The sequence below is a fragment of the Streptomyces sp. NPDC020597 genome (assembly GCF_044335095.1).
Lineage (GTDB): Bacteria > Actinomycetota > Actinomycetes > Streptomycetales > Streptomycetaceae > Streptomyces.
The window spans coordinates 107,368-130,885 of record NZ_JBIRUL010000006.1 but is presented as its reverse complement, the minus strand read 5'-3'; the positions used below and the strand labels follow the sequence as shown (position 1 = coordinate 130,885).

The 23,518-nt window shown below is 72.0% G+C and carries 25 protein-coding genes and 1 pseudogene; 18 read left to right on the top strand and 8 right to left on the bottom strand.

Annotation, left to right across the window (positions count from 1 at the left end; translation table 11 throughout):
* Positions 1-14: 14 nt before the first annotated feature.
* On the bottom strand, positions 15-866 hold the full coding sequence (locus ACH4ZA_RS13070; protein WP_398429378.1) for a peptidoglycan recognition protein: 852 nt from the start codon (positions 864-866) through the stop codon (positions 15-17).
* Positions 867-1,087: 221 nt separating this feature from the next.
* Here ACH4ZA_RS13070 and ACH4ZA_RS13065 point away from each other — a divergent pair, with 221 nt between their 5' ends.
* On the top strand, positions 1,088-2,272 hold the full coding sequence (locus ACH4ZA_RS13065) for a MarP family serine protease (RefSeq protein ID WP_319282002.1): 1,185 nt from the start codon (positions 1,088-1,090) through the stop codon (positions 2,270-2,272).
* Positions 2,273-2,373: 101 nt separating this feature from the next.
* On the opposite strand, the gene ACH4ZA_RS13060 is transcribed toward ACH4ZA_RS13065, so the two are convergent.
* The gene (locus tag ACH4ZA_RS13060) at positions 2,374-2,874 is read right to left on the bottom strand and encodes a GNAT family N-acetyltransferase (protein ID WP_319282004.1); all 501 of its coding nucleotides are present in this window, start codon (positions 2,872-2,874) and stop codon (positions 2,374-2,376) included.
* Between the two features lie 72 nt (positions 2,875-2,946).
* On the opposite strand from ACH4ZA_RS13060, the gene ACH4ZA_RS13055 reads away from it, so the two are divergent.
* Together ACH4ZA_RS13055 and ACH4ZA_RS13050 are read left to right on the top strand one after the other, a co-directional pair.
* Complete coding sequence (locus ACH4ZA_RS13055; protein ID WP_319282006.1) at positions 2,947-3,840, top strand: TIGR01777 family oxidoreductase; 894 nt, start codon at positions 2,947-2,949, stop codon at positions 3,838-3,840.
* Positions 3,841-4,001: 161 nt separating this feature from the next.
* Entirely contained in the window at positions 4,002-5,420 is a 1,419-nt protein-coding gene (locus tag ACH4ZA_RS13050; protein WP_398429377.1) for an NAD(P)/FAD-dependent oxidoreductase, read from the top strand.
* A gap of 519 nt (positions 5,421-5,939) precedes the next feature.
* On the opposite strand, the gene ACH4ZA_RS13045 is transcribed toward ACH4ZA_RS13050, so the two are convergent.
* Positions 5,940-7,523, bottom strand: a complete 1,584-nt coding sequence (locus ACH4ZA_RS13045) for a regulator (RefSeq protein ID WP_398429375.1) — start codon at positions 7,521-7,523, stop codon at positions 5,940-5,942.
* 245 nt (positions 7,524-7,768) lie between these two features.
* Between ACH4ZA_RS13045 and lipB the strand changes: the two genes are divergently transcribed.
* The 4 genes from lipB to ACH4ZA_RS13025 all read left to right on the top strand — a co-directional run bounded on the left by lipB (position 7,769) and on the right by ACH4ZA_RS13025 (position 10,889).
* The gene (gene lipB / locus ACH4ZA_RS13040; protein ID WP_319282012.1) at positions 7,769-8,566 is read left to right on the top strand and encodes a lipoyl(octanoyl) transferase LipB; all 798 of its coding nucleotides are present in this window, start codon (positions 7,769-7,771) and stop codon (positions 8,564-8,566) included.
* A 92-nt stretch (positions 8,567-8,658) separates the two neighbouring features.
* Positions 8,659-9,624 (top strand): lipoyl synthase, encoded by a 966-nt coding sequence (gene lipA, locus ACH4ZA_RS13035; protein WP_319171038.1) that lies wholly within the window; start codon positions 8,659-8,661, stop codon positions 9,622-9,624.
* Positions 9,625-9,896: 272 nt separating this feature from the next.
* Entirely contained in the window at positions 9,897-10,106 is a 210-nt protein-coding gene (locus ACH4ZA_RS13030; RefSeq protein WP_319282015.1) for a hypothetical protein, read from the top strand.
* Between the two features lie 78 nt (positions 10,107-10,184).
* Positions 10,185-10,889, top strand: coding sequence for a DUF4191 domain-containing protein (locus ACH4ZA_RS13025; protein WP_306952972.1), 705 nt, complete (start codon positions 10,185-10,187; stop codon positions 10,887-10,889).
* Between the two features lie 124 nt (positions 10,890-11,013).
* On the opposite strand, the gene ACH4ZA_RS13020 is transcribed toward ACH4ZA_RS13025, so the two are convergent.
* Complete coding sequence (locus tag ACH4ZA_RS13020) at positions 11,014-11,484, bottom strand: RDD family protein (RefSeq protein WP_319282020.1); 471 nt, start codon at positions 11,482-11,484, stop codon at positions 11,014-11,016.
* 197 nt (positions 11,485-11,681) lie between these two features.
* On the opposite strand from ACH4ZA_RS13020, the gene glnA reads away from it, so the two are divergent.
* Positions 11,682-13,091, top strand: coding sequence for a type I glutamate--ammonia ligase (gene glnA / locus ACH4ZA_RS13015; RefSeq protein WP_319282022.1), 1,410 nt, complete (start codon positions 11,682-11,684; stop codon positions 13,089-13,091).
* 82 nt (positions 13,092-13,173) lie between these two features.
* Here the strand turns inward: glnA and ACH4ZA_RS13010 are convergent.
* A pseudogene (locus tag ACH4ZA_RS13010) lies at positions 13,174-13,347 on the bottom strand (IS5/IS1182 family transposase); the annotation flags it as partial.
* Between the two features lie 120 nt (positions 13,348-13,467).
* On the opposite strand from ACH4ZA_RS13010, the gene ACH4ZA_RS13005 reads away from it, so the two are divergent.
* Positions 13,468-14,040, top strand: coding sequence for a dihydrofolate reductase family protein (locus tag ACH4ZA_RS13005; protein ID WP_319282024.1), 573 nt, complete (start codon positions 13,468-13,470; stop codon positions 14,038-14,040).
* A gap of 268 nt (positions 14,041-14,308) precedes the next feature.
* Here ACH4ZA_RS13005 and ACH4ZA_RS13000 read toward each other — a convergent pair whose 3' ends face one another.
* Positions 14,309-14,827 (bottom strand): hypothetical protein, encoded by a 519-nt coding sequence (locus tag ACH4ZA_RS13000; protein ID WP_319282026.1) that lies wholly within the window; start codon positions 14,825-14,827, stop codon positions 14,309-14,311.
* A 332-nt stretch (positions 14,828-15,159) separates the two neighbouring features.
* Between ACH4ZA_RS13000 and ACH4ZA_RS12995 the strand changes: the two genes are divergently transcribed.
* The 3 genes from ACH4ZA_RS12995 (at position 15,160) to ACH4ZA_RS12985 (ending at position 17,259) form a co-directional block, all read left to right on the top strand.
* Positions 15,160-15,417, top strand: a complete 258-nt coding sequence (locus ACH4ZA_RS12995) for a hypothetical protein (protein ID WP_398429372.1) — start codon at positions 15,160-15,162, stop codon at positions 15,415-15,417.
* A 301-nt stretch (positions 15,418-15,718) separates the two neighbouring features.
* The gene (gene htpX, locus ACH4ZA_RS12990; protein ID WP_398429371.1) at positions 15,719-16,639 is read left to right on the top strand and encodes a zinc metalloprotease HtpX; all 921 of its coding nucleotides are present in this window, start codon (positions 15,719-15,721) and stop codon (positions 16,637-16,639) included.
* A gap of 5 nt (positions 16,640-16,644) precedes the next feature.
* Positions 16,645-17,259: a hypothetical protein gene (locus ACH4ZA_RS12985; protein WP_319279331.1), complete on the top strand. Its 615-nt coding sequence runs from the start codon at positions 16,645-16,647 to the stop codon at positions 17,257-17,259.
* A gap of 51 nt (positions 17,260-17,310) precedes the next feature.
* On the opposite strand, the gene ACH4ZA_RS12980 is transcribed toward ACH4ZA_RS12985, so the two are convergent.
* Entirely contained in the window at positions 17,311-17,595 is a 285-nt protein-coding gene (locus ACH4ZA_RS12980; RefSeq protein ID WP_319279330.1) for a hypothetical protein, read from the bottom strand.
* A 288-nt stretch (positions 17,596-17,883) separates the two neighbouring features.
* Between ACH4ZA_RS12980 and ACH4ZA_RS12975 the strand changes: the two genes are divergently transcribed.
* Entirely contained in the window at positions 17,884-19,068 is a 1,185-nt protein-coding gene (locus ACH4ZA_RS12975; protein WP_398429368.1) for a winged helix DNA-binding domain-containing protein, read from the top strand.
* Positions 19,069-19,261: 193 nt separating this feature from the next.
* On the opposite strand, the gene ACH4ZA_RS12970 is transcribed toward ACH4ZA_RS12975, so the two are convergent.
* Positions 19,262-19,576, bottom strand: a complete 315-nt coding sequence (locus ACH4ZA_RS12970) for a hypothetical protein (RefSeq protein WP_319279327.1) — start codon at positions 19,574-19,576, stop codon at positions 19,262-19,264.
* A 284-nt stretch (positions 19,577-19,860) separates the two neighbouring features.
* On the opposite strand from ACH4ZA_RS12970, the gene ACH4ZA_RS12965 reads away from it, so the two are divergent.
* The 5 genes from ACH4ZA_RS12965 to ACH4ZA_RS12945 all read left to right on the top strand — a co-directional run bounded on the left by ACH4ZA_RS12965 (position 19,861) and on the right by ACH4ZA_RS12945 (position 23,499).
* The gene (locus ACH4ZA_RS12965; RefSeq protein WP_319279326.1) at positions 19,861-20,220 is read left to right on the top strand and encodes an arsenate reductase family protein; all 360 of its coding nucleotides are present in this window, start codon (positions 19,861-19,863) and stop codon (positions 20,218-20,220) included.
* 157 nt (positions 20,221-20,377) lie between these two features.
* Positions 20,378-21,103: a hypothetical protein gene (locus ACH4ZA_RS12960; protein ID WP_319279324.1), complete on the top strand. Its 726-nt coding sequence runs from the start codon at positions 20,378-20,380 to the stop codon at positions 21,101-21,103.
* 393 nt (positions 21,104-21,496) lie between these two features.
* Positions 21,497-22,528 carry a glutamine synthetase gene (glnII, locus tag ACH4ZA_RS12955; protein WP_319279323.1) on the top strand — a complete coding sequence of 344 codons (1,032 nt, stop codon included), beginning with the start codon at positions 21,497-21,499 and terminating at the stop codon, positions 22,526-22,528.
* Between the two features lie 165 nt (positions 22,529-22,693).
* Positions 22,694-22,816, top strand: coding sequence for a hypothetical protein (locus ACH4ZA_RS12950; protein ID WP_266728206.1), 123 nt, complete (start codon positions 22,694-22,696; stop codon positions 22,814-22,816).
* Positions 22,817-22,899: 83 nt separating this feature from the next.
* Positions 22,900-23,499 carry a winged helix-turn-helix domain-containing protein gene (locus tag ACH4ZA_RS12945; protein WP_398429366.1) on the top strand — a complete coding sequence of 200 codons (600 nt, stop codon included), beginning with the start codon at positions 22,900-22,902 and terminating at the stop codon, positions 23,497-23,499.
* Positions 23,500-23,518 lie beyond the last annotated feature (19 nt).

The window sequence follows — 23,518 nt, the reverse complement described above, 5'->3', positions numbered from 1 at the left end:
CCCCTGAACGCCGCCTAAGACGTTCCTGTGAGAGCGTGCGCGGCCGTCCTGCCCTGGAGGCGGGCGGCCTTCTCGCGGATCTCCGGGAGGCGGGCGGCGAGGGCGGCGCCGGGGCAGCTCGTCATGAAGCCGTCCCGGTGGCCGGCCAGGGCGGGCAGGGTGGCGGTGGTCCCGGCCGCGTACCGGCTGTGGCTGTTGCTGGAGGTGAGCCGCACGTGCGCCCGTGGATCGATGTCGGCCAGCCCCAGTTTCCAGGCGGCGAGGGCGGCGATCGCGTCGACCATGGCCTGCGGCACCGGGACGCCGGAGGTGAACGTGCCGAGCGCCGCGATGCCCACCGTGCGGTGGTTGAAGCCCTGGGTGTGCGCCCCGGTGACGGCGCGGTCGACGCCGCCCGCGCGGCCCTCGTAGACGGTGCCGCAGCGGTCGACGAGGAAGTTGTACCCGATGTCGTCCCAGCCCCGGGCGGCGGTCTGGCCGGTGTACAGGGAGCGGATGATGCGGGGCGCGTCGGCGCAGTCGTAGCCGTTGGGCGAGTCGGTGTGGTGGACGAACACGGCGACGGCCTTGTCGTCGTAGCGCGGCGGCGGCTGTGCGTGCCGGGCGAGGGCGTCCAGCCAGGCGGTGCGCGGCACGACGGGCGGCCGGGCCGCCCGGTGCCCGGCGGCGGGCCGGGCGGCGGCGTGCCGGGGGGTCCGGTCGGCGGAGGAGGCGTCGCCGACGTCGCCCGCGCACGCCCCCAGGGCGGCGACGGCGGCGAGCCCGGGCAGACAGCCCAGGAGCACGAGGAGCGGGCCCGGTATCCGCGTACGGCGCGGCCGGCGCGTTCCCCGCGGACCGTGCGACGCCGGTCGGAGGGCACACATGACCCCACTGTCCGACGAATCCGCTCCGTCCGCGATGTGGAGTGTGCCACCCGGTGGAACCATCGTCCCGGTCCGCGACGTTTCCCGGGGTACACGCATGTGTGGCCGGGCGGGCCGCCCGCGCGTGTGACGGCGGCGACGGACGCACGGCTGATCACTGGGACCCTCCCGCGCGTACTAGGACACGACCTGGGGGATCCAAGAGAAAAAAAGGGGGGCCGGTGGACCTGCTCGACATTCTGCTGGTGCTGGTGATCCTGGCCTACGCCGGTTCCGGCTACCGCCGGGGCCTGGTGGCCGGCTGTGTGTCGCTGGCGGGCTTCGTGGGCGGTGCGGTGATCGGCGTGTGGGTCCTGCCCTGGCTGATGGATCCGGTGACTCCGGGGACCACCGCCGCCACCGTGACGGCCGTGCTGACGGTGCTCGTACCGGCGGCGGTGGGGCACGAGCTGGCGGGGCGGCTGGCGTTACGGCTGCGCCGGGAGCTGGACCGCGGGCCGCTGCGGGTGGCGGACGGGATCGGCGGCGCGGCGGCCAACGTGGTCGCGGTGCTGATCGTGGCGTGGGTGGCGGCGAGCGTGCTGGGCGCGTCCTCGTCGCCGGTGGTCACGTCGTCGATACGGGACTCACGGCTGCTGGGGGCCGTGCAGGACGTCATGCCGGACACCACGCCCACCTGGTTCGCGCGGGCCACGTCGGCGCTGACCCAGGCGGGCTTCCCGCAGGTCTTCAACCCCTTCGAGAACGAGTCGACGGCCGAGGTCGCCAAGCCCACCGGGGACAGCGTCACGGCGAGCGCCACCGAGGCGGCCAAGCGCAGCACGGTGAAGATCGAGGGCGTGGCGGGCGACCAGGGCCGCGAGGGCAGCGGCTTCGTGTACGCGAACGAGCACGTGATGACCAACGCGCACGTGGTGGCGGGCATCGACAGCCCGACCGTGCGGATCGGCGGCGTCGGGCCGTCGTACGACGCGCGCGTGGTGCTCTTCGACCCGGACAGGGACGTGGCGGTGCTGTACGTGCCGTACCTGAAGGCGCCGGTGCTGGTCTTCGACGACGAGGCCGCGCGCGGGAATCCGGCGGTCGTCGCCGGCTATCCGCAGGACGGCGACCTGAACCTCCAGGCGGCCACGGTCGCGGGCCGGGTGAAGGCGACCGGCCGCAACATCTACAACGACGAGATCGTCACCCGGGAGATCTACTCGATCCGCTCCACCGTGCGCCCCGGCAACTCCGGCGGCCCGCTGCTGACCACGACCGGCCGGGTCTACGGCGTGGTCTTCGCCCGCTCCACCTCCGACGACGAGACGGGCTACGTGCTGACGGCGGACGAGGTCGCCGGCGACGCGAAGCGCGCGGCGACCGCCACCCGGCCCGTGGACACGGGCGACCTGGCCCCTTCCTGAGCCGCGGCGCGGTTCCCCGCCCGCCGGCGCGACCGCACCGCCCGACCACGGCACGACCACATCGCCCGACCCGGGCGGCACGCTCCCGCTGACCCGGCGCGTCACTGCACCGGCCGGCCCATGAGGACGTCGTCCACGTACGCGCCGTCCAGCAGGAACTCCTCGGGGAGGACGCCCTCCACGGTGAACCCCTCGGCCTCGTAGAGCTTGCGGGCCGGTGCGTTGTGGCCGAGGACGCGCAGGGTGATGCGGCGGGCGCCCTGCCGGCGGGTCTCCTCGACGGCGGCGCGGACCAGCGCCCGTCCGACGCCGTTGCCGCGTGCCTCGTCGAGCACGGCGAGGCCCTGGATCTGCCGGACGTGCGCGTTGGCGGCGAGCGGCGTGGGCGGGACGAGGCGCACGTATCCGACGACACGGCCGTCCAGTTCGGCGACGAGGAAGTCCTCGGGCCGGTGCCGCTCGTCGAAGAACGAGTCGTACGGCGGCTGCGGCTCGGGCATGACGGCGTGCAGCGGGGACCAGGTCAGCCGGTCGACGAGACCGAGAGCCGGGTCGTCGGCGGGCGACGCGGCGCGTATGAGGGGTGCGGACGGCGCGGACATGGCCATCACCCTAGTCCGGTCCAAACGGCGACCCGGCCGGGGTTTTCCCGGTCCGGAGGGCAGGATGGCGGTATGGAACGTACGCGAATCGCGGTGGCCGGGGCGTCCGGACTGATCGGCAGCGCACTGGTGCGGTCCCTGACCGCGGACGGGCACGAGGTGGTCCGGTTGGTGCGCCGTGCGCCCCGGGGGCCGCTGGAGCTGCGCTGGGACCCCGAGAAGGGGCAGGTGGACACGGCCGGGCTCGCCGGATGCGACGCCGTGGTCAACCTCGCGGGCGCGGGGGTCGGCGACCGGCGCTGGAGCGAGGCCTACAAGAAGCGCATCCACGACAGCCGGGTGCACGGCACGGCGGCGCTGGCGCGGGCCGTCGCCTCGCTCGACCGACCGCCGCGGGTGTTCGTCAACGGCAGCGCGATGGGCTTCTACGGCGAGACGGGCGAGCGGACCGTGGACGAGGGCGCGCCGGCCGGCAGCGGCTTCCTGCCGGAGCTGTGCGTGGAGTGGGAGGCGGCCGCGGGTCCAGCCCAGGAGGCGGGCGTGCGCACGGCGTTCACCCGCACCGGGCTGGTCGTGGCGCGCGGCGGCGGGGCCTGGGGCAAGCTGTTCCCGCTCTTCGCGGCCGGGCTCGGGGGGCGGATGGGCGACGGACGCCAGTACTGGTCCTACATCGCGCTGCACGACGAGGTGGCGGCGATCCGGCACCTCCTGGCCCGTGACGACCTGTCGGGCCCGTTCAACCTGACGGCGCCCGAGCCGCTGACGAACCGTGAGATCACCGCGGCGATGGGGCGGGTGCTGCACCGGCCGACGCTCTTCGCGGTGCCGGCGCCGGTGCTGCGGACGGTGCTCGGCGAGATGGCCGGGGACGTGCTGGGCAGCGTGCGCGTGGTGCCGAAGCGGCTGCTGGAGTCCGGTTTCACCTTCGCGTTCCCCGGGATCGAGGACGCCATCCGAGCCGCCTGATCCGCCACGCGACCGTATGCGACCGGCGTGCGACCGTGCCCTGTCCATGCGCGACTGTTCTTGACCGATCACGGCCCTACCCTCGACCCGAACTCGGGTATCCCAGACGCCCGTTGGGGGCATGACGTCTCCACCGGCCGCGCAACCTCGAGGAGGGGCACGTGCTTGAGCCCGCGTACCAGGCAGACGTCGTCGTGGTGGGAGCCGGAGTCTCCGGACTCTCCGCCGCACACCGGCTGACCAGCGCAGGAGTAAGAACCGTAGTCCTGGAGGCCGCCCCCTGCGTGGGCGGCCGCATGGCGACGGAGAAGGTCGACGGGTTCCGGCTCGACCGCATCGGGCAGCTGCTGTCCACGGCGTATCCCGAACTGGCCCTGACACCGGGGCTCGACGCGCTCGTCCTGCGTCCGTTCGCGCCGGGGGTCCTGCTGCACAGCGACGGACGCCACCACCGCGCGGGCGCACAGGCGGGCGCGGGGAGCGCAAGGGGCGCACTCCACGCGGTACGCGCTCTGGCGAGCGCTCCGCGCCCGGGGGCGCTGCCCCGGCCGCGCGCCGGCGGCTCCGTGCCCTCGGGAGGACGGCCGCCCGCCTCGCCCAGGGTCCGGGCGGGCGCGCCGCTGGGCACCGCCGTGGACCAGGCGCGACTCGGCGCCGCGCTCACCCGGCTCGCGGCCACCCCCGCCGAGCGGCTGCTGCGCCGTCCCGAACTGCCCGCCGCCCAGGCCCTCGCCGCCCGCGGGCTGCCCGCCCGCACGGTGGACGGCTTCGTACGCCCGCTGCTCGCCGCGCTGCTGTGCGACCCGGACCTCACCACGTCCAGCCGGTGCGCTGACCTCGCGCTGCGCGCCTTCGCGGCCGGCCGGCTGGCGCTGCCGGAGGGCGGGGCCGAGGCGCTGCCCGACCTGCTCGCGCGGACCCTGCCGCCCGGCTCCGTGCGCACCGGGGTGCGGGTCACCTCCGTCTCCACGACCTCGGTGACCACCGCCGCGCACGGCGAACTCCGCTGCCGTGCGGTCCTGATCGCCACCGACGCGCGCAGCGCGGCACAGCTGCTGCCCGGGCTGCGGGTGCCCGACTTCCACCCGGTGACCATCGTCCACCACACGACGGACGAGCCGCCCGGCACCGGCGCCTCACTGCTCCTGGACGCCGACCGCGGCGGGCCGGTCGCGCACACGGCGGTGGTCAGCCGGATCGACCCGAGCCGCGCGCCCGCCGGCCGCACGCTGATCTCGTCCACCGTCCTCGGCACGCCCCCGCCGGGCGTCGACACCGCCGTGCGCATGCATCTGGCCCGGCTGTACGGCGTCTCCACCGCACGCTGGGAGACGTTGGCCGTGCACCACACCGCCGAGGCGGTGCCCGCGATGCGCGCGCCGCACGATCTGCGGCGTCCGGTACGGCTGCTGGCGGGCCTGTACGTGTGCGGCGACCACCGGGACACCAGCACCGTGCAGGGAGCGCTGCACTCGGCGCGCCGGGCGGCGTCCGCGATCGTCTCCGACCTGCGCGCCGCAGGTTCACTGCCCCTGGCCGACCCGCGCCCCACAGCCCCCGAGGAGCAGGCAGCAGCCTGAACACCCGGCCCCCGAGGGCTCCCACCTCCATCCAACCCCGCACACCCACCGCGCGACCAACACAAAGCCCCTGCCCAAGCCCCCCGGCCCACCGACCGGGACCCGGGGGCCCAGGGCCCCCGGTGAAAGGCCCGCCCAGGGCCCCCGGAGGAGCCCGGGAATCCCAGGGACCCCCGGGGAGAGACCCCCCGAGCAGGGCCCCCAGGGGGAGCCCCTGGACGCTCGACCCAGGCGGCTCCACCCACCTCCCTCCTCCCACCCACCCCCTGCCCCGGCCGCGCACCCCACCCCCTGCCCCGGCCGGGCGCACATCCCCAGCCCGTCCGGCGTTTGAGGACGAAGGCCGTCCAGACCGAACCGGGGGCCCGGGGGCCGGGGGGCAGAGCCCCCGGGCGCTCGACCCCGCGGCTCCGCCCACCCCAGCCCCGGCCGGGCGCACATCCCCAGCCCGTCCGGCGTTTGAGGACGAGGGCCGTCCAGGCCCGAAACGGGGGCCGGGGGCAGAGCCCCCGGGGGTGGTCAGCCCAGCGCCGCCACCTTGTCACGGTACGTCCGCGCCGGAGAGGCGTCCTTGTACGGCTCCAGCCGCCGCTCGAAGTCCCTGACGTACTCCAGTGCCCGGACCGACCGCATCTCCGCCGCCTGACCGGCGGCCTCCGCCGCCAACTGGCAGGCCTGGTCGAGTTCGCCGAGGCCGAGGCGGGCGGAGGCGAGGACGACGCGGCAGAACAGCCGGCTGCGGGCGTGGGCGGCCGGACGCAGCTGCAGGGAGCGTTCGGCGTGCTGGGCGGCCGCCCGGAACTGCTGCAGGTCGCGATGGCAGTGACCGAACTCGTCGGCCAGCTGCGCCTCGTCGAAGAAGCGCGCCCAGTACGGCGTCTCGTCACCGGACTTGGCCGCCTCCAGCGCCCGCTCGGCCCGCACGAGGGCCGCGGTGGAGGCGCGCACCTCGCCCAGCACCGCGTGTCCGCGCGCCTCCGCCGCGTGCAGCAGCGCCTGCACGACGGGCGGGGCCCCCGAGCCCACGCCCTGCTGGGCCACCCGCGCCAGCTGCACCGCCTCCCGGCCGTGGCCGAGGTAGACGGCCTGGCGGCTCATGGTGACGAGGACGAAGGAGCCGTAGGCCCGGTCCCCGGCCACCTGCGAGAGGCGCAGGGCCTGCACGAAGTAGCGCTGGGCCAGGCCGTGCGCGGCGATGTCGAAGGAGGTCCAGCCGGCGAGACGGGTCAGGTCGGCGGCGGCGGCGAAGAGGCGCCTGCCGGTCTGCTCGCCGTACGTGCCGCGCAGCATGGGCTCGCACTCGTGCTCCAGGTAGCGCACGAGGGCCTGCCGGGCGTGGCCGCCGCCGTACCGGTCGTCGAGGGAGCGGAAGAGCTCGCCGACCGAGCGCAGCGCGGAGATGTCGCCGCCGGTGACCCGCTGGCCGGGGCCGCGCTCGGCGCCCTGGCCGCGCCGGCGCGGCACGGCGGACGGTCCGGACGCCGGCGGGACGGCCGCCGCCGGGGTCCGCAGCGGCGGATGCGGCGAGGCGAGCGGCGCCGAGAGGGGTGGGGAGAGCTGCTGGGAAGGGTGCTGGGAGGGGTGCTGCGGTGCGGTGGCGGGCCGCGCGGCCGGGCGGCCCTGGACGGGCACCCGGGCGATCGGCTCGCTGCGGGCGACCTTCTCGTCGGCCCGCCCGATCAGCCAGTCCCGGCTCGGCACGACGAGCCCCGCCGGGGTGAAGGCGATCTTGCGCAGCTCGGCGTGGCTGCCGGAGTCCTTGCGCCACAGCCCGCCGACGATGTCGACGGCCTCGTCGGGCGTGCCGGCGAACTCCAGACCCGCGTAGACGGGGGCGCAGGCGTCCAGACCGAGATCCTGGGCGGTCAGGCGGCGGCCCAGACGCCGGGTGAAGACCTCGGCGATCAGGGCGGGGGTGGTGCCGCGGGGCTGCTGCCCGCGCAGCCACCGGGTGACGGACGTCTTGTCGTATCTCAGGTCCAGCCCGTGCTCGAGCCCGAGCTGATCGACGCGACGGGCCAGTCCCGCGTTGGAGAATCCCGCTTCTGCGATGAGCGCGGCGAGCTGTCGGTTGGGCGTGCGCTGCGCGGGTCGTTCCGTCATCTGCGGTGCGGTCTCCTGCCTTCCGGGCCTCCGACGTGCCCGGATGAAGTGCGCTGATGCGTGTGATCAGCCCTTTTGGCCTCGCGAACGGCGCGAATGTAGCGGAGCGTAAGCAGGCGATCGCACATCTCGAGGTTCATTCATCCGATCGTGTGAGGATTGGCCCTGCGGCTGACGGGTGGCGCGCGGTCGTACAGTGGCTTGGGCGCGTCACGCGCCTGACGACTTTCAGGGAGGCGCTTGCCGTGAGCGAGTTGCGGTTCGTCCGGATGGGGTTCGGCGAGGACGCCGTCGAGTACCAGGAGGCGTGGGACGAGCAACGCCGCGTGCACGCGGCGCGCTTCACCGACGAGGTCCCGGACACCGTCCTGCTCCTGGAGCACCCGGCCGTGTACACCGCCGGCCGGCGCACGGCCGCCGCCGAACGCCCCCTCGACGGCACCCCGGTCGTCGACGTGGACCGCGGCGGCAAGATCACCTGGCACGGCCCGGGCCAGCTGGTGGGCTACCCGATCCTGAAGCTGCCGCGTCCGGTGGACGTCGTCGCGCACGTACGCCGCCTCGAGGACGCCCTGATCCGCGTCTGCGCCGAGTTCGGGCTGGAGACCACCCGGGTCGAGGGCCGCAGCGGGGTGTGGGTGCTGGGCGACCCGGTGGAGACCCGCCCCTCGCTCGGCGGCCTGTCGCTGGACTTCGACCCCCGGCTCACGGACGAGGAGTTCGACCCGCGGCTGAACGGGCCGGAGTACGCCCCGTCCAACGCCGGCCAGCGGCGCGAGGACCGCAAGATCGCGGCGATCGGCATCCGGGTCGCCAAGGGCGTCACCATGCACGGCTTCGCGCTCAACGTGAACCCGGACAACAAGTGGTTCGACCGGATCATCCCGTGCGGCATCCGGGACGCGGGCGTCGCCTCGCTCGCCGGCGAACTGGGCCGTGACGTGACGATCGAGGAGGTGCTGCCCGTGGTGGAGCGGCATCTGCGGGACGTCCTGGAGAACGCCGAGCTGAAACCGCGCGAGATCGAGAAGGCGACCGCCTGACCCCACGGGGCCCGGCGGGGCTCGAAAAGCACGGGCGTACCCTGGTGTACGCCGAAGAATCGAAAGTCTAAGCAGACAGGCAGGGAGCCGACGTGTCCGCAGTCGCACCCGACGGACGCAAGATGCTGCGCCTGGAGGTCCGTAACAGCCAGACCCCCATCGAGCGCAAGCCCGAGTGGATCAAGACCCGGGCGAAAATGGGTCCCGAGTACACGAAGATGCAGAATCTCGTGAAGAGCGAGGGCCTGCACACGGTGTGCCAGGAAGCCGGCTGTCCCAACATCTACGAGTGCTGGGAGGACCGCGAGGCCACCTTCCTCATCGGCGGCGACCAGTGCACCCGGCGCTGCGACTTCTGCCAGATCGACACCGGCAAGCCCGAGGCGCTGGACCGCGACGAGCCGCGGCGCGTGGGCGAGTCCGTCGTCACCATGGACCTGAACTACGCCACCATCACCGGCGTCGCGCGTGACGACCTGGCGGACGGCGGGGCGTGGCTCTACGCCGAGACCGTGCGGCAGATCCACCTGCAGACGGCCGAGCGGGAGGCGGGGCGCACCAAGGTCGAGCTGCTGGCCCCGGACTTCAACGCCGTCCCGGAGCAGCTCGCCGAGGTCTTCTCCGCGCGTCCCGAGGTCTTCGCGCACAACGTCGAGACCGTCCCGCGGATCTTCAAGCGGATCCGGCCGGGCTTCCGTTACGAGCGTTCGCTGGGCGTCATCACGGCGGCCCGCGACCACGGGCTGGTCACGAAGTCGAACCTGATCCTCGGCATGGGCGAGACCCGCGAGGAGGTGAGCGAGGCGCTGCGGCAGCTGCACGACGCGGGCTGCGAGCTGGTCACCATCACGCAGTACCTGCGGCCCTCGGTGCGCCACCATCCCGTCGAGCGCTGGGTCAAGCCGCACGAGTTCGTGGAGCTGAAGGAGGAGGCCGACCAGATCGGCTTCTCCGGCGTGATGTCGGGTCCGCTGGTACGGTCCTCCTACCGTGCCGGACGCCTTTACCAGATGGCCGTCGAGAAGCGCGGTTCCTTCATCGCCACCCAGGCGGTCTGACGCGACGTCACCTCTCTTGCGCCGTACGGGCGCAAGCCGAGTGTGTGAATTCGCGCACAAGAGCCTACTCGCCAGTAGTGACCGATTTGACGCGGTCCCGGCCGTCCTCGCAGATGAGGGCGTACGCCGGGGCCGCGTCAGCGTTTCGGCCCCCCGCCCCGAGGCTTCATTCGCGTTTGACCGGCCGGTCACGCCCTGGTAACACCAATCAGTGACGCTGGTATCACACCACGTAGACCCGAGTCCGAGCCGTACGAGGGGGAACCTCCACCATGCAGGCCGCGCCCGTTAGCGCCACCGCCATCCCGTCCTTCACCACCGCACTGCGCGCCGTCGAGTCGCTGCTCATGAGCAGCGGACAGCGCACGGCCCGCCGCAACGCCTGGACCTCCGTACTGGAGGACCGCCGTCGCGCCAAGGACCGCGTCGAGGCGCAGCGCATCCTCGACACCGTCACGTCCGTCACCTCCGTCCGCTCCTGAGCTCCTGCCCGCGGTCCCCGCGCCCACACCCGCCTCCTGCCGTCGTAGGCGCTCGTGGGGGCACGTAGACTTCGTGGCATGGCGAGAAGTGACAGCGCGGCGGACGCCGCTAACCCCGGGCGACTGAAGCAGATCGCCCTGACGTACAAGATGACCCGCAAGGCCGACAAGACGATCGGCCTGGTGCTCGCGGGCGTCTTCCTCCTCACTTTCGGCGTCTTTCTCGCGATCGGCTTCCTGCTCGGCCACCCGGTCTACCTGGGCATCCTGGGCTTCCTGCTCGCCTTCCTGGCGACGGCGATCGTGTTCGGACGCCGGGCGGAGCGGGCCGCCTTCGGTCAGATGGAGGGCCAGCCGGGCGCCGCCGCGGCCGTCCTCGACAACATCGGCCGGGGCTGGACGACCACTCCCGCCGTCGCGATGAACCGCAGCCAGGACGTGGTGCACCGGGCCGTCGGCAAGGCCGGCATCGTCCTGGTCGCCGAGGGCAACCCGAACCGGGTGAAGAGCCTCCTGGCCGCCGAGAAGAAGAAGATGAACCGCATCGTCGCGGACGTCCCCGTGCACGACGTGATCGTCGGCGCCGGCGAGGGCCAGGTCGAGCTGAAGAAGCTCCGCACCACCCTGCTGAAGTACCCCCGCGTGCTCGCCGGACCCCAGGTCACCGCCACCAACGACCGGCTGCGCGCGATGGGCGACCTGATGAGCAACATGCCGCTGCCGAAGGGCCCGATGCCCAAGGGCATGCGGCTGCCGAAGGGCGGCGGCGGCAAGGCCCGCTGAGCCCCGCCGGCCCCGCGCCCGCACGACGCTACGAGGAAGGGGCGCCCGGATGATCCGGGCGCCCCTTCCTCGTACCGCTTCAGCGCTCTGCTCGTGTGCCGTGCCGCCGCGTGCGGGCGACGCCTCAGAGGCGGACCTCGACCGTGCGGGCCAGCCGGTCGTGCAGACCGCGGCCGTCACGGTCCCAGACCAGCGCCGGCACGGCCAGGCAGAGCAGGACCGTGCGCGCCACGGAACGCAGCGGGCTGACGGCGCCGGTGTCGACGGAGACCACGCGCAGGCCGAAGAGGCGCTTGCCCGGGGTGAAACCGACCGTGCCGACCGTCAGGGCGCTCATCACGAAGAAGACGAGCAGCGCCCAGTTGCCCGTGGCGGGCGGCCGATAGCCGTCCGTGATCAAGCTGTATGCGATCAGGAGGCCGAGCCCCCAGTCCAGGGCCAGCGCGCCGAGCCGCCGGCCGGGACGGGCGATCGAGCCCGGGCCTTCCTCCGGCAGACCGAGCCGCTCGCCCCGGTATCCGAAGTCGGCGCCGGCGTCCTCCATGGCCGAACGGGGTCCGGAGAGCCACGATCCGAGTGCTTGCCTGTTGTCCACGCGTCCACGGTACTGCCAGCGTTTCGTGATGCGGACAGGTGGGGTGGACCGGGCGAGGTCCGGTTAACTTGTGCGAAACAAACGGGTCACGCCCGAGAAATCACCCGTCCCTAGGGTCGACGACAGCGTGTGCCACCGCACTGGCAGCACGAACGAACTACCACCCCGGCTCGACGGCCGGGAGTAGGAGGAGCTGGATGTTCCAGAACGCCGACGAGGCCAAGAAGTTCATCGCGGACGAGGACGTCAAGTTCGTCGACGTCCGCTTCTGCGACCTGCCGGGCGTCATGCAGCACTTCTCGCTGCCCGTCGAGGCGTTCGACCCGGACGAGGAGCTCGCCTTCGACGGTTCGTCGATCCGCGGCTTCCAGGCCATCCACGAGTCCGACATGGCGCTGCGCGCCGACCTGTCGACCGCGCGCGTGGACCCCTTCCGCCGCGACAAGACGCTCAACATCAACTTCTTCATCCACGACCCGATCACGGGCGAGCAGTACTCCCGTGACCCGCGCAACGTGGCGAAGAAGGCCGAGGCCTACCTGGCGTCGACCGGTATCGCCGACACCGCCTACTTCGGTCCCGAGGCCGAGTTCTACGTCTTCGACAGCGTGCGCTTCAAGACCTCGGAGAACGAGTCCTTCTACCACATCGACTCCGAGGCCGGCGCCTGGAACACCGGTGCGCTCGAGGACAACCGCGGTTACAAGGTCCGTTACAAGGGCGGTTACTTCCCGACCCCGCCGGTCGACCACTTCGCCGACCTGCGCGCGGAGATCTCCCTGGAGCTGGCCGCGTCCGGCCTCCAGGTCGAGCGCCAGCACCACGAGGTGGGCACCGCCGGCCAGGCCGAGATCAACTACAAGTTCAACACGCTGCTCGCCGCGGCCGACGACCTCCAGCTCTTCAAGTACATCGTGAAGAACGTCGCCTGGCGCAACGGCAAGACCGCGACCTTCATGCCGAAGCCGATCTTCGGCGACAACGGCTCGGGCATGCACGTCCACCAGTCGCTGTGGAGCGGCGGCTCCCCGCTGTTCTACGACGAGACCGGCTACGCGGGTCTGTCGGACATGGCCCGCTACTACATCGGCGGCATCCTCAAGCACGCGCCGTCGCTGCTGGCATTCACCAACCCGACGGTGAACTCCTACCACCGTCTGGTGCCGGGCTTCGAGGCTCCGGTCAACCTGGTGTACTCGCAGCGCAACCGCTCCGCGGCCATGCGCATCCCGATCACGGGCTCCAACCCGAAGGCCAAGCGCGTCGAGTTCCGCGCGCCCGACTCCTCCGGCAACCCGTACCTCGCCTTCTCGGCGCTGCTCCTCGCGGGTCTGGACGGCATCAAGAACAAGATCGAGCCGGCCGAGCCGATCGACAAGGACCTCTACGAGCTGGCTCCCGAGGAGCACGCGGGCGTCGCGCAGGTTCCGACCTCGCTTCCGGCCGTCCTCGACCGCCTCGAGTCGGACCACGAGTTCCTGCTCGCCGGCGACGTCTTCACGTCCGACCTGATCGAGACGTGGATCGACTACAAGCGCACGAACGAGATCGCCCCGCTGCAGCTGCGCCCGCACCCGCACGAGTTCGAGCTGTACTTCGACGTGTGATAAAGCCCCAGGTCAGAGCGGGTTACCGCTCCCCTGGGCCGTGAGTGGGCCGTCGGCCGTGCTCTTCCTCGCCGGAAGGGCACGGCCGACGGCCTGTTTCGTCCCGGTCCGCGAGGATCGGGACGCCCCGGCGTTCGCAGACGCGGGTGAACCGGTGGGTGCGGACCGCGGTCAGGGCGTGGGCCCGGCCCGGCAGGGCGGGCGAAGGCCACCGAACCCGGCCGGCTGGCCGGTCGAGACCTGGACGACGATGGCGGCTCAAGAGGCGAGCAGGCTCACGTGAGCTGTTGCCGCTGCGACGCCCGATGAGTAATGCCGCCGTGCCGGGTCTACAGCACAGGTGAACCGGTCTGGATCGAACCCACAGGAGGTCGCAGTGTCCGTATCAGTGCTCGACATGTCGATGTCACTCGACGGGTATATCGCCGATCCGAACGACTTCCTGGGCGGCGACGACGGTGAGCGACTGCACAAGTGGGCCGGCCCGGAGGACGAGTCCGGCCCGCCGTCCGGCCCGGCCGCGCGATTCCAGGACGAATGGAACGCAGCCGGTGCGGTGCTCGCGGGACGACGCACTGCCGAGCTCATGGATCACTGGGGCGGTGATCACGGTGGTCTTCCGATCTTCGTGCCCAGTCACCGCCCGCCCGGCCCCGCCGCCCGTTGGGGCTATCCGTTGGTGACCTATGTGACCGACGGGATCGAAAGCGCGATGGCACAGGCCAAGGCCGCCGCCGGGGACAAGGACGTGCAGGTGCGTGGCGCGTACACGGCGCAGCGGGCGCTGGAGGCCGGGGTGCTGGATGAGGTGCAGATCCATCAGATCCCCGTGCTGCTCGGTGCCGGCCGTCGCCTGTTCGACGTCTTGCCGTCGCAGATCGAGCTGGAGATCATCCGGGTGATCGACACGCCGGAGGCCACTCACATCCGCTACCGCGTCCGTCGCTGAGCCGGTCGACGAGCACCTGCTCGGCCGTGTCGGGTCGAGGTGCGTCGTCGCCAACGGCACCGGCAAGCCCGCCTGATGTGACAACCAGCGTGCTTCGGCCCAGCCGTCATGCGATCAGTGATCACTCTGAAAAAGCTCACAGACACGAAAGAAGCACGATGCCGCACTCGACCAGGAGCAGGTCGAGTGCGGCACGGTGGGAAAGCAACTCACTGGTGGAGCAAATGGCTCACCCGAGGGAGGTCAGTCCTCGTTGCCACAGGCAGATTTATGCATTGTCGTAGTATGCGTAGCAGGTGTACGCCGCACCCTGCGTGTGGTGGGCGTAGGAAACCTCGCCCTTCTTCACCCAGCCACTCGAATGGTCGATGTTGATGACCCTGACCGTCGACTTGTGCTTCACGTCCGCACTGTAGTTGGAGTAGCACTTCCTGCCGGTTCCAGCCGACGTGACCTCCTGCCCATAGCACCACCTGCCATGAGTCACGTCCTTGCAGGTATTCTCATTCAGCGCGGCCGGACGCTTCAGCTGCACGGCCGACTCGTTGATCTCCAGCTTGACGACGCCCCACTCGGAGGGGTTACCCAGTTCCGCCGGCGGGACGAAGCCGTCACCCCTCTTGTGGACGACGGGCTGCCCGACCACGAGGCCGTCAGTGGCCGCAACCACGGTATCGGCGCCGCTTCCGCCCTGCGGGCCGTAAGCCGCCGCCGGGGCGGCAAGACCGGAAACCGCAAGCACGGCGCCCGAAATGCCGAAAAATATCGACTTTCCAAACCTATTCATTTTTCCCCCATTTTCCACCCCCGCTGTCGAGGGCCAGGAAAGATCTTCAACGAGGACGCCGCGACGGTCAAGGCTTGGCCGGATTGCGGCCCTGGAACGGCCTGAAATCGGCTGCCGGCTGCTGGCATTCACCGGCGGCCATCACACCAAGTCCTCGCCCTCCACCGTCACCACACGATCTCCATGCAACGGACGTGCGACCGGCCCTGCCCCGTCGGACGGCCCCGGCCCGTCGGGCGGGCCGACTGCGGCGCCCCTGTTTCCGGTTTTTCCGGGCGGGGGCGTCGTCGTATGGTTTCTGGCACTGCTGTTCGACGGGGGGAGTTGCGGGCATGCCCGAACCGGACGACACCGCGCGCGAGTTCGACCTCAGATGGGCGGACGCCGCGACGCACAAGGAGCCCTCGGCGCGGGCCCGGATGCTGGCCGCCCGGTGGAAGGAGAACCCCCCGGAGCCGGTGCCGTTCCGTGCCGACCCCGGCCCGGCGGCGCGCCGCCGTTCGTCCTGGCTGTCGACGACGCTCGTCCTCGCCTGCGTGATCGGCGTGCTCCTGCTGCTGGGGTACCTGCGCTTCCGGGCTGCGTACTGATACGGCACACGGTCGGCTGTGGTGCGGGCGTGCGCGCACCGCGTCGTACCGCGACACGGCGGTGACCCGGCCGCCCGATGCCGCGAGCGGTGCGCGGCGCCGGCCGTCGCCGCTGCTCGACGATCCGGACGTCACGCTGCGCGCGGACCGCCCGGGTTGCGGACGTCTGAGCGGCGGCTCTGAGACGGCGGTCCGGTGCGGGGGAGGTTTTGCTCCGCCTGGGGTCGTTACGGGGCCGTTCATGGGGCTGGGCCGGTGCACACTGGCAGAGGGGCGAGTGCCTGACTGCGGGGTGATGCAGATGCGGAGTCGTTTCCGGAGCGATCGGCGGCTGACCGTGCGGATGACGGTCACGTTGTTCCTGCTCGGACTGTTGTACGTGGCGTTCGTCGCCGCGTTGATCGTATTGCTGAAGTCCTGGGTGCTGGTCGTGGTCGTGGCGGCGGGGATGCTCGGCGCGCAGTACTGGTTCTCCGACCGGGTCGCCCTGTTCGCGATGCGCGGGCGGGTCGTGGAGCGGGAGGAGTATCCCGAGCTGCACGCCGTGGTCGACCGGCTGTGCGCGATCGCCGATCTGCCCAAGCCGGTGGTCGCCGTCTCCGAGCTGGGCATGCCGAACGCGTTCGCGACGGGGCGCAGTCCCGAGCACGCGGTGGTGTGTGTGACGACGGGCCTGCTGCGGCGGCTGGAGCCGGCCGAGCTGGAGGGCGTCCTCGCGCACGAGCTGTCGCATGTGGCGCACAAGGACGTCGCCGTGATCACCGTCGCGTCGTTCCTCGGGGTGATCGCCGGACTGATCGTGCGGTTCGCCTTCTACTCGCAGGTGTTCGGCGGCGGGCGCAGGGACCAGAACACCGCGGCCGTGTTCGCCGCGGTGATGGGCGTCTCGGCGGCCGTGTACGCGCTCAGCTTCCTCATGATCCGCGCGCTGTCGCGGTACCGGGAGCTCGCGGCGGACCGGGCGGCGGCGCACCTGACCGGCCGTCCCTCGGCGCTCGCCTCCGCGCTGACGAAGGTCTCCGGCGACATCGCCCGGATCCCGACGAAGGACCTGCGGACGGCCCAGGCGTTCAACGCCTTCTACTTCACCCCGGCGCTGGGCACGGAGCCCGGTGTGGCACGGCTGTTCTCCACCCATCCGAGCCTGGAGCAGCGGCTCGACCAGCTGGGCCGGATCTCCGCGGAGCTGGGCGAGGCGGCCATGCCCGGAAAGGCGGGCTGAGGCGCATGGGCCTGCTGGACATCCTGCTCGGCCGGACGAAGCCGGTCGCACCCGACCTCGATCAGCTGTTCGCGCTGCCCTCGGCGGCGGTGACGCTGGAGGCGGCGACCGGGTTCACCCCGACCGGGCAGGGCGCCGTGTGTTTCGCGACCGTCGAAGGCTCGGCCTTCGAGCAGACGCACCGCGAGGTGCAGGCGCTCCTCGACGCCGACACCGAGCGCACCGGTCCTCCGGTACGGCTTCTGCGGGACGGCTACGGGTACTCCTGGCTGGTCTCCGAGCGTGCCCCCGACCAGCTGACGCTGCTGGTCAACGATCTGCACGCGGTGAACAGCGCGATGGAGGTCAACGGCTTCGGGCCGCAACTGCTCTGTTCCCTCGCCGGGTTCGAGAAGGCGGCGGAGCCGGGGGCGGGTCCGCAGGCCGCGGACGGGCAGCGGCTGGCGCTGGTGTACCTGTACAAGCGGGGCGCCTACTTCCCGTTCGCGCCGCTGCCCGGCGCGGGGCAGCGGCGCGACAACGCACTGGAGTTGCAGGTGAAGGCCGCCCTGACGAACGACCTGCGGATGGAGCAGGACCTGAGCCGCTGGTTCCCGGTGTGGGGAGCCCCCGGCCTGTAGAGGCTGTCCGGCGGTCTCCGGCGGCGCCCGGGCGGTTTCTCCTCCGGCGGCCTACTTGCCGCTCTCGTCACGGCGGTGCCTCAGAGGGCGTTCGCGGCGGTAGCGGCGCTCCCACTTGGCCTGCAGGTCGCGGCGCTCACGGTACGCCTTGTACGAGGTGGGCGCGGCGGCCGGGCCGGGGGCCGGACCGGGCGTGGACGACGGGGCCGACGCGGACGCCCCGAGCCCGTACCGCACGTACAGGAAGAGCACGGCGACGGCGACGAGCCAGTAGAGCGGGTGGCCGAATCCCAGGACCACCAGGACGACGGCCCCGGTGAGAACGACGGTGCCCATGGTGTGCCTCCTTCCTGGGCGGAAATGGTGACGGAGTGTGGCGGTGGGGGCGTTGCCACGTTCTCAGCGTACGGAATCCGTCACTCACCGTGCATCTCCTTTTTTGCGGGGGAGGACGGCATGGGCGGCGGTGCGGCCCCGGGGAGTGCACGCCCGGCCGGGCGGCGTGGGCGGCGGCGGCCCGTTGTCAGTGGTGTCGGGGAGGATGGCGGCAGGGACGGACACACGAGCCGGGGACGGGCGCGACGAGGCTCCGGGTCGGCGGGTCCACGGGGGTTGGAGGCGGGGATGGGCGACGGACTGCGGCACATCGATGTGGCGGAGCGACAGGCGAGGCTGGCACTGCGGCACCGGCTGGCCCCCGCGGCGCGGGTCACGACGCCGGAGGCGGTGGCCGACGCCCTGGTCGCCCTGCACGCCTCGGACCCGGCGACGGTCTTCCTGACGGTGGGCGCCCGTCTGGCCGACCCGGCGGAGACGGTGACGCAGACCGACCGCGCGCTGTACGCCGACCGCACCCTGGTGCGCATGCACGGCATGCGGCACACGGTCTTCGTGTTCCCGACGGGGGCGACGGGGGTCGTGCACGCCTCGACCGGCATCGCGGTCGCCGCGCGGGAGCGGGCCGCACTGCTGAAGGACATGGCGAGGGCCGGCGCCCCCGACGCGGCCTGGCTGAAGGAGGTCGAGGAGTCGGCGCTGGCCGGCCTGGCCCGCCTCGGGCAGGCCACGTCGGCGGAGCTGGCCGCCGAGGAGCCGCGCCTGCAGGAGCGGTTCGTGTACGCGGCGGGCAAGCCCTACGAGGGCCGGCACAGCGTGGGGACCCGGCTGCTGAAGGTGCTCGGAGTGGAGGGCAAGGTGGTCAGGGGGCGTCCGCTGGGCTCGTTCACGTCGAACCAGTTCCGCTGGGCCCTCGCTCCGCGGCATCCCGAACTGCCCGCCGACCAGGCCCAGTCGGATCTGCTGCGGCAGTGGCTCGCCGCGTGCGGCCCGGCCACGGAGGCCGACCTCAAGTGGTGGACGGGCTGGCGGGTGACGGACGTGCGCCGCGCCCTGACGGCGATCGGGGCGCGCAAGGTGGCGCTGGACGAGGGCACCGGGTACGTCCTCGGCGACGACGTCGAGGCCGTGCCCGGGCCGCCGGAGCCGTGGGCTGCCCTGCTGCCCGGCCTCGACCCGACGGCGATGGGCTGGCAGGGCCGGGACTGGTACCTGGCACCGGAGCTGCGCCCCGCCCTGTTCGACTACAGCGGGAACGTGGGGCCCACGGTGTGGTGGAACGGCCGGGTGGTGGGCGGGTGGGCGCAGCGGGCCGACGGCGAGATCGTGTGGCGGATCCTGGACGCGTGCGGTGTGGGGAGCGAGGCCGAGGCGGCGATCGCCTCGCGGGCGGCGGCGCTGGGATCGTGGCTCGGCCCGGCCCGGGTGACGCCGAGATTCCGGACCCCGTTGGAGAAGGAGCTGGTGAGCTGACCGGCGCGACGGCCCCGCACCGGCCGGGGGCGGATCTCACCCCCACCGGCCGGCACGGACCGGCGCGCACACACGCAACGCCGGTCACGCGCCGGCCGGTCACAGGTCGACGTGCGGTCGACGTGCACCGGCCGGCGCGTGTCGGTGCGGCAGCGCCGGGCGTCGTCCCGCGTGACGGCGCCCGGCGCCCGGCTCACCGGCTGTACCGCAGCAGCGCCCGCACCATGTGGCAGGTCGTGTCCGACGGCGGGTGCAGACCGATCAGCTCCGCCGTGCTGCGGATCCGCTCGTTGTGGGCCTGGTTCGGCATATACACGCCCAGGTCGAGCAGGGCGATGGCGAGGCGCATGGCCTTGAGGCGACGGTTGTGCATGACGTACCACTCGCGCGGCCGCCCGGGCGGCAACGCCCGCTTCAGCACCGGCCCGTAGGGCAGGTCGAGCTGGACGGAACGCTTCGCGGTGGACTGGGTCGCAAGCGGCTTCGGCTTCAGTGCGGCAGCGGGCACAGGCATCCTCCTGTCGCGGTCTGGGCTCGGCCCGGAATCTCCGGCGAACCCTCGAACACTGCTTACAGTTTACCGCCTGGCACTGACATCGCGAAGGGTCGAACGGTCCATCAAAAGTGCAGGTGGATAAGGGTTTTGCGGCCATGTCACAGCAGGTTCGGATGAGGCGGGCGGGGCCGCGAGAAAATCGAACAGATGCGATGGCGGGACGGCCGGGGACACGGCGGTGCGACGACGCGGGGCGGCTTGTTCCCGCAGACGGATTCCGGGCTACCGTGACCGGCATGGAGATCTGGATCAACCCGGCGTGTTCCAAGTGCCGCAGCGCCCTCACCCTGCTCGACGCCGAGGGCGCCGACTACACCGTCCGCCGCTACCTGGAGGACGTCCCGACCGAGGACGAGATCAGTGCCGTGCTCGACCGTCTCGGCCTGGAGCCGTGGGACATCACCCGCACCCAGGAGGCAGCGGCCAGGGAACTGGGACTCAAGGACTGGGCGCGGGACACGGAGACGCGAGGGCGCTGGATCACGGCTCTCGCCGCGCATCCGAAGCTCATCCAGCGTCCGATCATCACCGCCGAGGACGGCACCGCCGTGGTGGCCCGGACCGACGAGGCCGTCCGCGACGCGCTGTCCCGGTAGCGGCAGCCGTGCCGGCAGCGCCACCGGCGGCAGTAGCGGTAGCGGTAGCGGCAGGTGTGACGCATGCCACTCGAACCGACTCCGATGATCGCTGAGCAACCTTGTTCGGTATCTCGTACATAGCGGCGTACGCTCCCCTACCTCTCAGGAGGCGCGCATGTCGCGCAGGAGAACTGTCGGCACGAAGAAGAAGATCGCGCTGCTCGTCAGCGCGGCGGCGGTCGCGGGGGGTGGCGCCTTCGCCATGGCGAACACCTCGAACGCCGCCCAGACCCCGCAGAACGCGAAGCCGCTGTCCGCCGCGAACTCGACGGTGTGTCAGGGCCTCGCCACCGCCCTCGGCAACAACCAGAAGTTCATCGACGGCCAGCGGGCGGCCCCGGACGCCCAGTCCCAGGCCCGCATCACCAACCGCGAGGCCGTCATCGCGCAGATCAAGGTGCAGCAGCAGGCGTCCGGGTGCGCCGTCGGGGAGTCGGCTCAGGACTCCCAGACGGGCGGCACTCAGACCGGTGGCGCCCAGACCGGTGGCACTCAGACCGGTGGTTCCCAGGCGACTCAGCCCTCGCAGGCGGCCTCCGCCCCCGCGGGCAACACCGGGAACAACGGCAACGCGGGAAACGGCGCCGCCTCCGGTCAGCAGGTCTGCAACGGTTCCACCGTCACCCTCTCCGGAGAGGGCGGCGCCCCGGCCGCATCGAGCAACCAGTTCCCGGCGGGGACCAAGCTGAAGGTCACCAACCTCGACAACAACAAGTCCACGACCGTCGAGGTGACCTCGGTCTCCGGGAGTTGCGCCCTGCTCAACAACGCGGCGTTCGAACTCGTCCGTGAACCCGGCAAGTTCCTGATCCGCCGGGCCCTGATCGAGAAGGTGGGGTGAGGCTCGGCCGCCGAGAGACCCGGTGAGACCGCGGCCCGTGCCCGGGCCGTCGTCTCGTACGCGTCACAGGTCCTGCTGTTCGCGGCCACGAGCAGCAGGACCCGCGCACGCGGCCCCGCCGCGCCTCTCCCCCGCGCGGGACCGTCCACTCCCGTCGCATACGAGACGCCGCCCGCCCGGGGCAGCCGCTCCCGCCGGCGACGACGACGGGCGGCCCGGCGCCTCACCGCGTGAACCGCGCCACAGAACCACCAGGTAACACGGGGTTCACATTCGAGCAATGACCGGGAAATCGCCTGTTGACAAGCTTCCGGGCAAACAGGCGGCGCCCCAGTGCCGCAGCGCCGCAGCACCCGCGAAGTGCGTCAGACACACCCCCGAAGGAAGTGGCCCGTGACCTTCAAGGCTGAGTACATCTGGATCGACGGCACCCAGCCGACGGCGAAGCTCCGTTCCAAGACGAAGATCATCGGGGGTGAGCCCGCCGGTCTGGAGGCGCTGCCGATCTGGGGCTTCGACGGGTCCTCCACGAACCAGGCCGAGGGCCACTCCTCGGACCGTGTCCTCAAGCCGGTCTTCACCTGCCCCGACCCGATCCGCGGCGGCGACGACATCCTCGTCCTGTGCGAGGTCCTCGACATCGACATGACGCCGCACGAGTCCAACACCCGTGCCGCGCTCGCCGAGGTCGCCGAGAAGTTCGCCGCGCAGGAGCCGATCTTCGGCATCGAGCAGGAGTACACGTTCTTCCAGGACGGCTACCCGCTCGGCTTCCCCAAGGGCGGCTTCCCGGCCCCGCAGGGCGGCTACTACTGCGGCGTCGGCGCGGACGAGATCTTCGGCCGTGAGGTCGTCGAGGCGCACCTTGACAACTGCCTCGCCGCCGGCCTCGCGATCTCCGGCATCAACGCCGAGGTCATGCCCGGCCAGTGGGAGTTCCAGGTCGGCCCGGTCTCCCCGCTGGAGGTCTCCGACCACCTGTGGGTGGCCCGCTGGCTGCTCTACCGCACCGCCGAGGACTTCGGCATCTCCGCCACCCTCGACCCCAAGCCGGTCAAGGGCGACTGGAACGGCGCCGGCGCGCACACCAACTTCTCCACCAAGGCGATGCGCGAGGGCTACGACGCCATCATCACCGCCTGCGAGTCGCTCGGTGAGGGCTCCAAGCCGCTCGACCACGTCAAGAACTACGGCGCCGGCATCGACGACCGTCTGACGGGCCTGCACGAGACCGCCCCGTGGAACGAGTACTCCTACGGCGTCTCCAACCGCGGCGCCTCGGTCCGCATCCCGTGGCAGGTCGAGAAGGACGGCAAGGGTTACATCGAGGACCGCCGTCCGAACGCCAACGTCGACCCGTACCTGGTGACCCGCCTGATCGTGGACACCTGCTGCTCGGCGCTGGAGAAGGCCGGCCAGGTCTGATCCCCTCGACACCTCCCGCAAGGGGCGTCCGCCGACTCGGCGGGCGCCCCTTGCGCGTGTCCCCCGCCGCCCGGGGGGCCGACTGAGGCGCAGTTCACGCCGGGGTCGCGTCCAAGCTGTGAGAGGACCCTCCTGTTGCGGGCGGGTGTCTGCTTCAATGGGCCCATGGCCACCTTCCAGAAGCACACCGCGACGGGTCGTCATGACCTCGAGCCCTTCTGGCCCTCCCGTCAGCACCACGACTTCGACCGGGTGTGTTGCCGCGCGACGAACGCGCCGGCCCTCTAAAGCCGTTACATCCCGGCCTTCGGCCAGCGCGCACGACGTACGTCCCTTCAGACGAACTCCTCGCGCGAAAGAGCTGACCTCTCATGGCGACCACTCGTTCCCTCTCCGCCGCTCCTTCCCTCGCCCCCGCCGCTCCCTCCCCCGTCTCCCCCGCCCCGGCCGCCGCCCGGCACCGGCTCCGCGCGGTCGACCGGGACGAGGTGGTGGACGTCGCGGACTTCCTGCCGCCGGGCGCCACCTGGCTGCCCGCCCCGCAGCACACGCTCCCCAGCCTGCCCGGCCAGCCGCCCATGATCGGCTACCTGGTGCTCGTCCCGGCCGACCAGCAGCCTCCGTCCCTGCCGGTGGCCGTGCCGGACCGGGCCCACGCCGACGGCGGCGCGGCCGGCGAACCGCTCGTGCGCGTCGACCCCGTGCAGCGCACCGCCGCGGTCGACGGGCAGCGACTCGACCTCACGTACCTGGAGTTCGAGCTGCTCGCCCACCTCGTCGCCCACCCGAACCGGGTGCACACACGCGACCAGCTCGTCACCACGGTGTGGGGCTACGGCCACGTCGGCGACGGCCGCACGGTCGACGTCCACATCGCCCGGCTGCGCCGCAAGCTGGGCGCCCGGCACCGTCAGGCCATCCAGACGGTGCGCCGCGTCGGCTACAAGTACACCCCGCCGACCGCCCGCTGATCCGTTCCCTCTGCCGACG